14 protein-coding genes are annotated in these 13,381 nt (G+C 34.3%); 12 read left to right on the plus strand and 2 right to left on the minus strand.

The window, feature by feature from the left end:
- Positions 1-207 precede the first annotated feature (207 nt).
- From C3L50_RS13325 to C3L50_RS13380, 12 genes are all read left to right on the plus strand, one after another.
- Positions 208-1,185 (plus strand): peptidoglycan DD-metalloendopeptidase family protein, encoded by a 978-nt coding sequence (locus C3L50_RS13325; RefSeq protein WP_103806671.1) that lies wholly within the window; start codon positions 208-210, stop codon positions 1,183-1,185.
- Positions 1,186-1,237: 52 nt separating this feature from the next.
- On the plus strand, positions 1,238-1,570 hold the full coding sequence (locus tag C3L50_RS13330; protein WP_103806672.1) for a MerR family transcriptional regulator: 333 nt from the start codon (positions 1,238-1,240) through the stop codon (positions 1,568-1,570).
- A gap of 59 nt (positions 1,571-1,629) precedes the next feature.
- Positions 1,630-2,217, plus strand: a complete 588-nt coding sequence (locus C3L50_RS13335) for a LemA family protein (protein WP_103806673.1) — start codon at positions 1,630-1,632, stop codon at positions 2,215-2,217.
- 11 nt (positions 2,218-2,228) lie between these two features.
- On the plus strand, positions 2,229-2,666 hold the full coding sequence (locus C3L50_RS13340) for a TPM domain-containing protein (RefSeq protein ID WP_103806674.1): 438 nt from the start codon (positions 2,229-2,231) through the stop codon (positions 2,664-2,666).
- Entirely contained in the window at positions 2,666-3,469 is an 804-nt protein-coding gene (locus tag C3L50_RS13345) for a TPM domain-containing protein (RefSeq protein ID WP_103806675.1), read from the plus strand. The genes C3L50_RS13340 and C3L50_RS13345 overlap by 1 nt, the downstream gene beginning before the upstream one ends.
- A gap of 57 nt (positions 3,470-3,526) precedes the next feature.
- Complete coding sequence (locus tag C3L50_RS13350) at positions 3,527-4,312, plus strand: tetratricopeptide repeat protein (protein WP_103806676.1); 786 nt, start codon at positions 3,527-3,529, stop codon at positions 4,310-4,312.
- 39 nt (positions 4,313-4,351) lie between these two features.
- The gene (locus C3L50_RS13355) at positions 4,352-4,837 is read left to right on the plus strand and encodes a tetratricopeptide repeat protein (RefSeq protein WP_103806677.1); all 486 of its coding nucleotides are present in this window, start codon (positions 4,352-4,354) and stop codon (positions 4,835-4,837) included.
- Positions 4,834-6,189, plus strand: coding sequence for a glycoside hydrolase family 28 protein (locus tag C3L50_RS13360; RefSeq protein WP_103806678.1), 1,356 nt, complete (start codon positions 4,834-4,836; stop codon positions 6,187-6,189). The genes C3L50_RS13355 and C3L50_RS13360 overlap by 4 nt, the downstream gene beginning before the upstream one ends.
- Before the next feature lie 139 nt (positions 6,190-6,328).
- Positions 6,329-6,742, plus strand: coding sequence for an RrF2 family transcriptional regulator (locus C3L50_RS13365; protein WP_103806679.1), 414 nt, complete (start codon positions 6,329-6,331; stop codon positions 6,740-6,742).
- Positions 6,743-6,989: 247 nt separating this feature from the next.
- Positions 6,990-9,563, plus strand: coding sequence for a TonB-dependent receptor (locus C3L50_RS13370; RefSeq protein WP_103806680.1), 2,574 nt, complete (start codon positions 6,990-6,992; stop codon positions 9,561-9,563).
- Between the two features lie 161 nt (positions 9,564-9,724).
- Entirely contained in the window at positions 9,725-10,468 is a 744-nt protein-coding gene (locus C3L50_RS13375) for a DUF2490 domain-containing protein (protein ID WP_103806681.1), read from the plus strand.
- Between the two features lie 100 nt (positions 10,469-10,568).
- Positions 10,569-11,366, plus strand: a complete 798-nt coding sequence (locus tag C3L50_RS13380) for a DUF2490 domain-containing protein (RefSeq protein WP_103806682.1) — start codon at positions 10,569-10,571, stop codon at positions 11,364-11,366.
- 100 nt (positions 11,367-11,466) lie between these two features.
- On the opposite strand, the gene C3L50_RS16235 is transcribed toward C3L50_RS13380, so the two are convergent.
- Together C3L50_RS16235 and C3L50_RS13390 are read right to left on the minus strand one after the other, a co-directional pair.
- Complete coding sequence (locus tag C3L50_RS16235; RefSeq protein WP_165784015.1) at positions 11,467-12,384, minus strand: DUF6515 family protein; 918 nt, start codon at positions 12,382-12,384, stop codon at positions 11,467-11,469.
- 116 nt (positions 12,385-12,500) lie between these two features.
- The gene (locus tag C3L50_RS13390; RefSeq protein ID WP_103806684.1) at positions 12,501-13,199 is read right to left on the minus strand and encodes an OmpA family protein; all 699 of its coding nucleotides are present in this window, start codon (positions 13,197-13,199) and stop codon (positions 12,501-12,503) included.
- Between the last annotated feature and the right edge of the window lie 182 nt (positions 13,200-13,381).

The following is a 13,381-nucleotide window of genomic DNA, read 5'->3' on the forward strand; positions in this document are numbered from 1 at the left end:
TGGCAAATTTTAAGTTATCTGCTCTAAGGCTAAATTAAATCTCTTGCAAAATTCATAATTCAACAATTCTTCAATCATTAAATTTTTAAATCTTTCAATCAGCTTTATATTTATTTATTATCGAAAAAAGGGTTGAAAAAATGAAACATTTATTAAATTTGTTCGACTAACCTTTTTACGATGTGCAAAAATAGGGTATTTTAAAATATGGCGAAAGTAAAATATTATTACGATTCCGAAAATCTAGCCTATCGAAAGATAATAACCAAAACCAGGAAGAAAATTGGCGTTGTTTTATTGTTTTTAGTAGCCTCGGGATTGTTTGGTGTTTTAAGTTTCATTATTTTATTGAATACACCTTATTTTGAAACTCCAAAAAATAAAAAGCAGGCTCGCGAAATCGAGAATTTGAAATTGCGATATGCTATTTTGAACAAAAAAATGGAGGAAGTCGAGGATGTAATTGAGATTATAGAAGAAAGAGACAACAATTTATATAGGGTTTATTTTAATGCGTCACCTATTTCAGAAGAAGAAAGGAAATCGGGATTTAAAGAGGTTAATCGCTATAAAGATTTAGAAGGTTATGACAATTCGCAGTTGGTAACCAATACGACAAAAAGAATTGATGTGTTGCGAAAAGAGCTAGCCATTCAGTCAAAATCATTGGATGACATTTTGAAAATGGCCAAGGCAAAAGATAAATTATTAGCAGCCATTCCAGCAATTCAACCGGTGAAGAATGAAAATTTAAAAAGTATGGTTTCGGGTTTTGGATATCGAACTGACCCTTTTACCAAAGCCAGAAAAATGCACGAAGGAATGGATTTTACGGCTAAAACGGGAACTCCTATTTATGCCACAGGTGATGGCGTTGTTGCTAAAGCTGATAATACAGCTTCGGGATATGGAAATCATATTGTAATTAGACACGGATTTGGTTATGAAACTTTATATGGTCATCTTAGCAAATACAAATGCAGGGCAGGACAAAGTATTAAACGTGGCGACGTGATAGGTTATGTAGGAAGCACCGGAAGATCAGAAGGACCACATTTGCATTATGAAGTGCATAAAAATGGTAAAGTTGTGAATCCGCTGAACTTTTATTACGGAAACATTTCGGCTGTAGAATATGTGGCCATTGCACAAGCAGCGAATCAGGAGAATCAGTCGTTTGATTAAGTCGAAAAGAGAGAAAAGAATATAGAAAAGAACATAGAAAAAGCTATAAAATATGCACATAGAATTATCGGCAGACAAAAGATATTACAGCATTGGCGAAGTAGCCAAAGCTTTTGATGTGAATGCCTCGCTCATTCGTTTTTGGGATAGTGAATTTGACATTCTCAAACCCAAGAAAAACGCAAAGGGCAACAGGATGTTTACACCAGAAGATGTAAAAAACCTGCAATTGATTTATCATTTAGTCAAAGAAAGAGGTTTTACGCTCGAAGGCGCCCGAACACATTTGAAGGAAGGCCAAAAGAAAACTTTGGATAAATTTGATATTATCAGTAAATTGGAAGCAATTAAAGTACAATTAACTAATATTAAGAATGAATTGTAGAATTTAGAAAGCAGAATTTAAAAACAATAAATAAAAACTAAACCTTAAATTAAACAAAAATGGATTTTAAAAAATTTTTACCTTGGATTGTTGGAATTGGATTTATCTTAATCATTGCTTTTTGGGTAATGGGAATTATGAACACAGGCTTGCAAAAAGATCAGGCTGTCAATAAAGAATGGGGAAATGTAAACACAGCCTACCAAAGACGAAATGACCTTATTGGAAATTTAGTAAACACCGTTAAAGGTGCTGCCGATTTCGAAAAAAGTACTTTGACTGCCGTAATCGAAGCGAGAGCAAAAGCAACTTCAGTAACTATTGACCCTGCAAACGTTACTCCAGAACAATTGGCAGCTTTTAATTCTGCTCAATCTGGAGTTTCTTCTTCTTTATCTAGATTATTAGTTAGTGTGGAGCAATATCCAACTTTGAAAGCCAATGAAAACTTCTTGAAATTACAAGACGAATTGGCAAGTACCGAAAATCAAATTCTTACTGCAAGAACTCGTTTTAACGAATCAGTTCAAGATTACAATGGTTATGTATTGGCAATGCCACAAAGTATCTTCTTAGGAAAATATAAAGAAAAACCATATTTCAAAGCAGTTGAAGGTGCTGATAAACCAGTTGAAGTAAAATTCTAATTCAAAACTAAATGTCAAAAGTAGAAGATTTTTTAACCAAAGAAGAAGAACAAGCGATTGTTGAAGCTATTCGTATGGCTGAAAAGGAAACTTCTGGCGAGATTAGAGTACATATAGAAAAAACGACTTCCAAGGCTCCTTATGACCGGGCTTTGGAAGTTTTTCACGAATTGGGAATGGATGCCACCGAGCTCCAAAATGGAGTTTTGTTTTACTTTGCCGTAGCCGATAAATCATTTGCCATTTGTGGCGACAAAGGAATAAATGATAAAGTGGAAACCGATTTTTGGGATAGTACCAAAGATAAAATGGTAGTCGAATTCAAATCAGGAAACTTCAAACAAGGCATTGTTGATGGCATTTTAAGTGCCGGCGAACAACTGAAAAAATATTTCCCTTATCAAAACGGTGACACGAACGAATTATCAAACGAAATATCAAAAGGATAATGCTATTACAAAAAAATATTACTTCACTTTTCCTGAAACTACTCGTTTGTTTCCTGTTTACACAAATTGGTTTTGCTCAATTTACAATTCCCAAAAAGCCAGATTTTCAAACTTCGGTTTATGATTATGCCAAAGTTTTGAGTGCTGATGAAAAAGCACAACTAGAAGAAAAACTCATTCGGTATTCGGATTCTACCTCAACCCAAATAGTGGTTATCACTATCGAAAGCTTGAAAGGCGAAGATATTGGCATTTTGACTCCAAAATGGGGACAAGAATGGGGAATTGGCGGAAGCAAAGAAAATGACAATGGCGTTATTATTCTATTAGCAAAAACCGAAAGAAAAATTTGGATTTCACCAGGTTACGGCCTTGAAGACAAATTAACTGCTGGAATTGGCGGAGAAATTACCAGAAATATCATCATTCCCGAATTCAAGGCGGGAAGTTATTACAGAGGATTGGACAAAGGTGCCGATGCTCTTTTTGACGTTTTCAAGGGCAAATACAAAGGCGAACGAAAACAATCCAAAGGGAAAAATTTTCCGTTTGTACCTTTTATCATCATTCTCATAATTATCATTGCACTCGCTTCTAGAAACAAAGGTGGTGGAAGTGGAAATTCAGGCAATTCAGGTGGTGGACCAAGTTTGTTGGATGTCATTATCTTAAGTAATCTAGGACGTGGAGGCGGCGGAAGCTTTGGTGGCGGATTTGGAGGAGGTTCATCTGGCGGTGGCGGATTCGGTGGTGGATTTGGCGGCGGAGGTTTCTCTGGTGGTGGATCTGGCGGAAGTTGGTAATTAGTGTTCAGTTTTTAGTGCTCGTTTAGTTTTAATAAACAAATCTAGAATTCATTTATGAAAATTAGCCTCTATTTCTTTCTATTATGTTCTTATTTTACAACTTATGCTCAACAATCTTTTGATGATGAATTAGAAATAGAGATTACAAAAGATATTGAAGAGTTAAATGCTTTAATTATTAAAGAACCCAAAAATGTAGAAAACTATTATTTTAGAGGGTATCGTTATTATGAATCCAAGCAATATCTTGATGCTATTTCTAACTATGACACAGCCATTTCATTAAATCCAAAGGACGCCAAAATTTATTTTAGTAGAGGTATCTCGAATATTAAACTAAAAAGATTCAAAAATGCCATTGAAGATTTTACAAAAAGTATTTCTTTGAATGGAAATTTAAAAAAATCCTATTTTAATAGAGCGTATTCCAAATCAAAAATCAATGATTTGAACGGAGCAATTTCTGATTATTCAAAAAGCATTGAACTTAATCCTGAATATCTCGCAGCTTATGAAAACAGGGGGGTTTTAAAAAAGGAATTGCATTTACATAAAGAAGCAATATTAGATTTTGACAAAGCAATAAAAATCAATCCAAAATTTGCAGAAGCCTATCAAAATAGAGCTATTTCAAAAGCTATGCTCAATCTAAAAGATGCCATAAATGATTTTGACCAAGTCGTGATTTTAAGCCCCAATGACCCCGAAGGATATTACAACAGAGCACTTTATTATATTAATTTTAAAATCAAAAAAGACTATTGCTCCGATTTAAAAAAAGCACTTAGTCTTGGCTATTTAGAATCCAAAAATATTATTAACGAAAAGTGTAAAAAATAGCGCAAGCTTCACTTCCAACCAGACAAACAAAACCAAATAATGGCATCAAACCCTCCAATTATTAAGCAAGTTGCTTGGATTTCATTAGTTCCCCAGATTCCTTTTATATTTTTATTAATAGCTATTTATCATTATTTGGGTTTTAAAGATCCTGCATTTTACGGTGCTTTGACCTATTTGACTCTATCTATGGGTTTACGCTATTTTATACCCAAAAATCATAGAAGAGGAATACAATTATTCAAAACCAATCAATACGAAAAGGCCATTTCTGAATATGAAAAAAGCTATGAATTCTTTACCAGAAATGAATGGATTGACAAATACAGATTTATCACTCTTTTGAGTTCTTCCAAGATGAATTATAGAGAAATGGCATTATGCAATATCGCTTTTTGTTACAGCCAAATTGGAAATGGAACAAAAGCCATTGAATTTTACAAAAAAACTCTTGAAGAATTCCCTGAAAACCCAATTGCAGAAAGCGCTTTAAAAATGTTAAACTCAACTAAAGAGGTTCAATGAAAAAATACATTCTCTTTTTACTTTTCCCTTTATCTTTATTAGGCTCGAATACGACGAGAAAAAATACAATCTACAACGTTTATGAATACGGTGCAAAAGGTGATGGCGTATCGAATGACCAAGATGCGATTCAAAAAGCCATAAACAAATGTAAAGGAACTGGAGGAACAGTACTTTTTCCGAAAGGAAAATTCTTAACAGGTCAACTGCAATTAGGTAGCGATATGACTTTGCAAATAGATTCATTGGCAACCATTTTGGGCATACAATCTGATGAAGAAAAAGATTATCCACATCACAAAATCAACACTTTATTTCCAAACCGAATGCTCGAAGACTGCCAACGCCGGTTATTCTATGGCGATCATATCCAAAATGTAACGATAACTGGCAAAGGTACAATTGATGGGCAAGGTGATTACAACAAATGGATGTATGTTAAAGATTTAGGGACAGAAAAAGACCGCCCTTCTATCTTAGCTTTTGTAGCTTCCAAAAACATAACCGTAAGCCAAATCACTTTGATTGACCCAGCTTGTTGGACACAGGTTTATATAGAATCAGACCATATCAAGATTCAAAACATCAAGGTCGATTCTGGTAAATTAACCCCAAATAGAGACGGAATAGACATTGTAGATTGCCACGATGTGCTTATAGAAAATTGTGACATCAAATCAGAAGATGATGGCATTTGTTTTAAAAGCGGTAGCGAATATGGATGCAAAGACATTGTTGTAAAAAATTGCGTTATAGACAAACTGAATGTAAATGCTGGAAACGCATTTAAGTTAGGCACCGATGGACTTGGGAGTTTTACAAACTTTGACGTTTCAGGTTTGATAATCAAAAATGTAAAACAAAATTCTGCCATAGCCATTGAATCAATGGATGGAGCAGTTATTGATAACATTAGCATTTCAGATTGTACAATTACCAATTCAGGTCAAGCAATTTTTATACTTTTGGCCAATAGAAACAGAACTGTACCTGGCAGAAAACCTAGGATTGGCAGTATTTCCAACATTTATTTTAAAAACATAACCGGTACAGATTTTACCCAACAATATCCTTCAATAATTACGGGTATAAAAGGGCACCACATTCAAAATATCACATTCGAAAACCTAAATTTTATGATGAAAGGCGGAATAAACACAACTGACCAAACCGTTATGGAATATGATGGCAAATATCCTGAAGGAAGTAAATTTGGCAACACCAATGCCTTTGGTTTTTATATTCGTCATACTGATAGTGCTAGCTTCCTTAATTGCAATATTAAAACACAACTCCCCGATTCTCGAGAATGGTTAGTTCAAAATAATGTTGGACAGATTGCAATTAAATAAAGATATCAGCTCTCCTGAATTATCTAACTTCAATTTGTTTCAAAATTGATGTAAATAAAATTGTAAATTCGATTGAAAATTTTCATCGTAGCAAATACAATAAAAATCATTATTTTTACACAAATAAACCTATATTAAAATGCTATCACATAAAACCAAATACGCACTTAAAGCTTTACTCTATTTAGCTCAGCAAGAAGAAGGTCACATTGCTAGGACTATCGAAATTGCAGAAGGTGCCAATATTCCCAAAAAGTTTTTGGAACAGATTTTATTGGAGCTAAAAAGAGGTCATTTTGTGAGTAGCAAGCAAGGAAAACTAGGCGGATATTACCTCATAAAATCAAAAAACACAATAACATTGGCCGATATTCACCGATTATTTGATGGCGCAATTGCACTTCTTCCTTGTGCTTCATTAAATTTTTACGAGCCTTGTTCGGACTGTACTACCGAGTCAGAATGCTCGCTAAGACACGGTTTACTAACTATTAGAGACGAAACTCTGAAAGCAATGCAAGGCATTACTATTGGTACCTTGATAAAAAATTAAAAAAATATTTCATTAACTCTACTAATTATATAGAATTAATTATATATTTGCCCCAGAATTAAAACAATAATAACTAGAAAATTTAAACCTATGAAAACGAATCAAAACAAATTCGCTTTTTTGAAAGAACAAAACCCCAAAAAAAAACTGATAAGAATTGCAAAACAAGACTATAAAATGATGTGTATGTGTTGGCTTTAAAAAATTTGATTTTAAACTCTACTAATTACATATAAGATATATAACAATGAAAACAATTTATACAAAAACAATTTCGACCTTAATTTTACTTTTAATTTTCTCAACATCCTATGGTCAAACTCTTTTAGAAGGAGTAGTGAAAGACGAACAAGAATCACCTGTAGAAGGTGTTAACATAGTGGTGAAAGGAACTGTCAATACAACAACTACAGATGCTAATGGTAACTTTAGCATTGCTGCCAAAGCACTTCCGTTTACCATCATTGTACAATATGCAGGTTATAACACCAAAGAACTTAAAATAACCGAACTACCAACTACTACTAAACCCTTACAAATAACTATTGCTACCGGTGAAGAAAAAGTACTTTCGGAAGTAGTAGTTACCTCAAGAAGAAGGATCGAAAAAGCACAAGATATTCCGATTGCTGTATCAGTAGTAACAGGTAAGCAAGCAGAACAAGCTGGCGCTTTCAACGTAAATCGCATCAAAGAATTGGTTCCATCTGTTCAATTATATTCCTCCAATCCGAGAAATACAGGAATTAACATTCGTGGTTTAGGTTCTCCTTATGGATTGACCAATGACGGTATTGACCCTGGAGTTGGTTTCTATGTGGACGGAGTTTATTATGCTCGTCCAGCAGCTACGACTTTAGATTTTATTGATGTAGAGCGAATTGAAGTTTTGCGTGGGCCGCAAGGTTCTTTGTTTGGAAAAAATACGACTTCGGGTGCTTTTAACATTACTACTCGCAAACCTAGTTTCACTTCGGGAGCGAATTTTGAAGTGAGTTATGGAAATTTTGCCTACCTACAAGCAAAGGCTTCGGTTACTGGAGCTTTAGCTAAAAATGTCGCTGGTCGCCTTTCATTTTCGGGTACACAACGTGATGGTATTATCGATAATATTAGAACCGGAAAACCAACAAACACACTGAACAATCAAGGTATTAGAGGTCAATTGCTTTTTACTCCAACTGAAAACACTAATATCACATTAGCAGCAGATATTACTACTCAACACAATGACGGATATGCTCAAGTAGTTGCAGGTGTTGCTCCAACAAAAAGAGTTCCACAACGCCAATTTAACGCCATTATTGCTGATTTGAATTACCAACTTCCTAGTTTAAATGCTTTTGACCGTAAAATCGATCACGACACTCCTTGGCGTTCAGGACAAGATTTAGGTGGAGCTTCTTTGAATGTTGAATCAAAAATTGGCGGAGGAACATTGACTTCAACCACAGCTTGGCGTTTTTGGACTTGGGATCCATCCAATGATAGAGATTTTACCGGTTTGCAAGTATTGGCAAAATCACAAAATCCTTCTAGACAAACACAATTTACACAAGAAGTTCGTTATGCTGGAAAAATTACCTCAAAATTAAATGGTGTTGTAGGTGTATTTTTTATTGACCAAACCTCAAAAACAAAAGGAACGGAAGAATCTGGTACCGCACAATGGAGATTTTCACAAGACTCATTTACACCCGCAAATACTGCATTATGGAAAACCCCAGGTCTTTTTGAAGGATATGGAATAAAAACCAATGCCCAAATACATTCAACTAGTGCTGCAGTATTCGGTCAATTGGACTGGGCTGTAACAGATAGACTGCATGTTTTACTAGGTTTAAGATACAACTACGACAAGAAAGATGCAGATTATGACCGTAAAACATACGGAGGACTTCAAACTACTGATCCTGCATTAATTGCGTTAAAAAAGAAAGTTTATACCGATCAAAACTTCTCATCAGATAATGATGATACGGACTTTTCTGGAAACATAACGGTATCCTACAAAGCATCCGCTAAAATCAATGCTTATGGAACTTTTGCAAAAAGCTACAAACCTATTGGAGTAAATGTGGCAGGTCTTCCTACTCCGCCTGCTGGTCAAACTTTAAGTGATCTTGCAACTGTTAAGCCAGAAGATGTTACTCATTATGAATTTGGAATTAAAACCTCGCCTTTTAAAAATTCTATTTTGAACTTGACTTTCTTTAATACTGATATTAAAGATTTCCAAACCAATGTTCAAGCCGCTGAATTAGGTGTGAATCGAGGGTATCTTGCCAATGCAGATCAAGTACGTGTAAAAGGGGCAGAATTAGATGCTAGTTTTGTAATTAACAACCATTTCTCTGTAAATGGAGCTGCCTCTTATACTGACGGAAAATATGTGAAATTCACTAATGCTCCACTCCCATTAGAAGAAACTGGATCTGCTGTATCTTTCAAAGATGTATCAGGAACCGACTTGCCAGGAACTTCAAAATGGGCAGGAAGCTTAGGTACTGAATATACTAAAAACGCAAAATTCTTCGGAAACCTAGGTAAATTTTTCATAGCTCTTGATGGTTACGCTCGTTCTGAATTCTCATCAAGCCCTTCTGCATCGAAATATTTAGTAGTTCCTGGTTACGCTATTTTCAATGGTCGTTTAGGTTTCCGTGTAGCCGATGGTTTGTCTGCTAGCATCTGGGGGCGCAACCTTTTGGACAAAGATTATTACGAACAATTACTTCCTGCAGGAGGAAATTCTGGTCAATATGCAGCAGTTTTGGGAGACCAAAGAACTTATGGAGTGACTTTGAAATATTCTTTATAAACTCAAATTCTACAAGTTAGAACAAACAATAATCAATCTGAAAACCATCAAATTAATTTTTGATGGTTTTTTTAGTTTTTTCCTATCATAAATAGATTTAAAAAATTAAATTCTCCTTAAATTAAGTTTGTTTAAATTTGCCGAAATTTGAATTGAACTTGATGAAATTTACACATACCCTTTTTTTATTTCTGACTTGTAGTTTTTTATACGCCCAAACCGAAAAAAATGTAGATCATCAAAGTTTGCTTTGGACACGTTACTACAACATTTTAACTTTATCCGACAAATGGTCCATACACAGTGAATTTGACAATCGAATTTTTATAAATCCTGTGGAACAAAATCTTTATGAAATGCGATTTCAAGGACGTTACAAAATCAACAAGGATATAGAAGTAGGCGCTGGATTTGCTTATTTCTCGGTAGCTACACAAATACCAGAAATCGCTTTTGATTTTAGACTACCCGAATACCGAGGACAACAAGACATTAGTTGGAAGCAAGATTTCAAGAAGTTTGCATTGCTTCAACGGTTTCAGGTCGAGGAACGTTTTTTTCACAATGCCAACAAAGACGGTTTACTCTCGGGAACCACTTTTTTTTGGCGATTTAGATACCGCCTCCAAGGTGAATATTCGTTTTGGAAAAAAGAAAATCAATTTTTAAAAGCTATTGTCTATGACGAATTGATGATTAATGGCGGAAAAAATGTAGTCAAAAACACTTTTGATCAAAACCGAATTTATGCAGGTTTACAATATGGCGTCAATAAAAATATTGCTTTAGAATTGGGGTATTTGAATAGTTTTCAGCAACGTGCTAGCGGTGTCGATTACTTCAATCGAGATATTATTCGGTTTACTTTATATCACAAAATCAATCTTCAGAAAAAGAAGATGTAATGAATTAGCATAATTGTATTGAATCTGTCAGTATAAATTCAAATACATAATTTAATATCTTTGAAAAGAAATTTAACTTCGTTTGTTCAAAAAAATATTTATGTATTTTAAATCCAATCCAAAAAAAATCAAATACTTCACTTTATCTACAATAAAGCTTTTAGTATTGTTTTTTTTTACTTTCAATACTGGCTTTTCACAAACCGACACTGAAAATCAATTTTCGAATGAATTTCAAACCAATAGTAATCTTGGAAAAAAGGTAGCTATTGAGAATGATTTTGGACAAGTTTTTACGAGTGGAACTGTAGAATCGAATCCTTTTTATAAAAACTCACAATTGTATTTAAGGAGTTGGCTTCATTATTATGCCTCCGAAAAATGGAAATTATCGGGTTTTGTAGCTTACTTTTTCAACAAAGATGTTCCAGAGATTTCTCAAAACAGATTGCCTGAAATTCGATTTGCTGCTCAAGGAATATACTATTTTTCAAAAGGCGGAGATTATACACTTAGCAATAGAATTAGGGTTGAAAATCGTATTTTTATAGAAGACACTATTGAAGTGGTTTGCCGATTTAGAGATGCTGTAAAATTCGTTTTTCCAATATCTAAAATAAAATCGGGTAATGGATATACCTATGGAATTGTTGCTGACGAAGTTTTTTTTAAAACTAACGGAAATGCTACTGGTAGGCAATTTTTTGATAGAAACCGCTTCACTTTAGGTTTGGGATACAATTTATCAGACACAGTTCAATTCGAAGTTGGGTATCAAAATGAATACTTACCTCGTCCTAGCGGTGACCAAATGTTTCACGTTATATCGACAACGATTATTTTTAATGACTTGATTTCCTCGATTAAAAAACAAACTGGAATTTTTCAGAAACATTAATCAATCTGAAATAAAAATCTACCAACCGTTTTTGACCATATTACCATAATAAAAAAGGAGATCTATAAAGACCTCCTTTCTTATCAATAAAAAAACGATTTTATTTATCAGCTTCTACGTCAACAACTTCATATTTGTTTTTGCCGTTATCCTGAAAAGGTTGGTAATACGTATCGCCTACTTTTACATAAGTAATATCGCCCATTTTCACTTCTTCACCACCTTCCGGAAGATTTTCTACAATAGTTCCGGCTGTTGGTGGAACTACGGTATATCCTTTATCTGATTTCTCATAGTAAGTACCTCCGTAATAATAATTATTGGTTGTTTCGTTGACAACTACTGTTTGGGCATTGCTTGGCAAAGTAGTAACTGTTGCCCCAACTGGTGCTGCAACCACAGTATACCCTCCATTTCCTTGAGTATAATATACTCCGTTATCATAATGATAATGCTGGCTATTTACTTCAACAACAATAGCTGTTACAGCCAAAGTTGTAATAAAGAATCCCCACGGATGCCATACTGGTCCCCAATAAAATGGACGATAAGGATGGTAGTAATAAGGATGATAGCAGTTGTAACGGTATCCACCATATACATAAGGAGGGCGAGTGTAAGGGCGGTAGTTATTACTTCTTCTTACCGTTGTATTATGACTATTGTTTATTCTGGTGTTGTGGTGGCTGTTATCAACATTAATGTTTACATTATTACCACCTCTATTGTTACTGTTGTTGCCTCTATTATTGCTACCCACTTTGTTGTTGCCACCAATAGAGTTGTTATTGCCAATCTTGTTATTACCGTTTCCAATTTTATTATTACTTCCTTGGCTTGGACGACTCATCTGGCTTGGACGACTCGTTTGACTGGGGCGACTCATTTGACTGGGGCGACTTTGCATATGGCTTCCACCGCCGCCTCGTCTTTGCGCGTGCATTTCATTTGGTGATAAAACCAAAGTGGTTGTAGCCAAGGCTAAAGCTCCTAAAAATGTTTTATTGATTAATTTCATCTTTTATATATTTAATTTTAATACTCCTTTAGAATAGGTTTTATTGAAATAGTTTAAAAATCATTCGAATTATAAAGTCTTTTTTATCACAAAACCCAAATTAGATTTTGTTTCGATTATTTGGCTAATTCCCAAATTCTAGAAAGCTCTGGATTGATGATAATTTCAATTCTTCTGTTTTTCTTTCTGCCTTCTTCCGAAGTATTGCTTGCTTTTGGGTTGTATTCCGCTCTTCCTGCTGCTGTCAAACGAGCGGGATTAATGTTATAAGTGTTGTGTAAGATTCTAACAACCGCATTGGCTCTTTCTGTACTCAATGACCAATTATCATTAGTTCCTTTTGCAACAACTGAATCGGTGTTTCCTACAATAGTTGCAGTTACTCCAGGATTGTCTCGCATCACTTCAGCTATGGTATTCAAGGCCTCTCTTCCTTTGGCAGCAATTACTGAACTATTTGGACTAAAGAAAAAATCATTTTCATAATTGATATATACCAATCCATCTTTATAGGTTACTGTTGCGCCAGCTTCTTCTAGTTTTGTTACAGCATTTTGTGCTTTTTCTTGAATTTTTTGCATCGAAGTACCTCTCTCTGCTAGACCTTTGTTGATATTGTCTATTTTTTCAGACAAAACTGCTTTTAATTTATTACAATCTTCAGCATCTTTAGTTAATGATTTAATAGTGCTTTCATTTGCTGTTACCACAGAATTTAATCGTTCGTTTTCTGCTTTCAATTCTTTACTTGCTCCGCAAGAAAATAATAATGAGCTACTTATCGCAACTCCAATAATCATTGTAATCTGTTTCATTTGCTTATTGTTTTAAATTAGTATTTTTAATGAATTTCATAATTTATAAACAGGACTTCTAACTGTCAGATTTTATTTAATTACAAACTTAACACTAAAAGTTAACTGTTTTTAGTTTTCAAAAAATATTTTTTCAGAATTGATTACTCTTAAAGCTGTTTGCTTTTATTTCATCTCGAATA

Source organism: Flavobacterium alvei, from assembly GCF_002920895.1.
Taxonomy (GTDB): domain Bacteria; phylum Bacteroidota; class Bacteroidia; order Flavobacteriales; family Flavobacteriaceae; genus Flavobacterium; species Flavobacterium alvei.

Excerpts from the sequence above, each read along its gene's own strand:
- C3L50_RS13340 (WP_103806674.1), top strand. The coding sequence starts at position 2,229 with ATGTCAAAAGTAGAAGATTTTTTAACCAAAGAAGAAGAACAAGCGATT.
- C3L50_RS13360 (WP_103806678.1), top strand. The coding sequence starts at position 4,834 with ATGAAAAAATACATTCTCTTTTTACTTTTCCCTTTATCTTTATTAGGC.
- C3L50_RS13375 (WP_103806681.1), top strand. The coding sequence starts at position 9,725 with ATGAAATTTACACATACCCTTTTTTTATTTCTGACTTGTAGTTTTTTA.
- C3L50_RS16235 (WP_165784015.1), bottom strand. The coding sequence starts at position 12,384 with ATGAAATTAATCAATAAAACATTTTTAGGAGCTTTAGCCTTGGCTACA.
- C3L50_RS13335 (WP_103806673.1), top strand. The coding sequence starts at position 1,630 with ATGGATTTTAAAAAATTTTTACCTTGGATTGTTGGAATTGGATTTATC.
- C3L50_RS13380 (WP_103806682.1), top strand. The coding sequence starts at position 10,569 with ATGTATTTTAAATCCAATCCAAAAAAAATCAAATACTTCACTTTATCT.
- C3L50_RS13325 (WP_103806671.1), top strand. The coding sequence starts at position 208 with ATGGCGAAAGTAAAATATTATTACGATTCCGAAAATCTAGCCTATCGA.
- C3L50_RS13345 (WP_103806675.1), top strand. The coding sequence starts at position 2,666 with ATGCTATTACAAAAAAATATTACTTCACTTTTCCTGAAACTACTCGTT.
- C3L50_RS13365 (WP_103806679.1), top strand. The coding sequence starts at position 6,329 with ATGCTATCACATAAAACCAAATACGCACTTAAAGCTTTACTCTATTTA.
- C3L50_RS13370 (WP_103806680.1), top strand. The coding sequence starts at position 6,990 with ATGAAAACAATTTATACAAAAACAATTTCGACCTTAATTTTACTTTTA.
- C3L50_RS13390 (WP_103806684.1), bottom strand. The coding sequence starts at position 13,199 with ATGAAACAGATTACAATGATTATTGGAGTTGCGATAAGTAGCTCATTA.
- C3L50_RS13330 (WP_103806672.1), top strand. The coding sequence starts at position 1,238 with ATGCACATAGAATTATCGGCAGACAAAAGATATTACAGCATTGGCGAA.
- C3L50_RS13350 (WP_103806676.1), top strand. The coding sequence starts at position 3,527 with ATGAAAATTAGCCTCTATTTCTTTCTATTATGTTCTTATTTTACAACT.
- C3L50_RS13355 (WP_103806677.1), top strand. The coding sequence starts at position 4,352 with ATGGCATCAAACCCTCCAATTATTAAGCAAGTTGCTTGGATTTCATTA.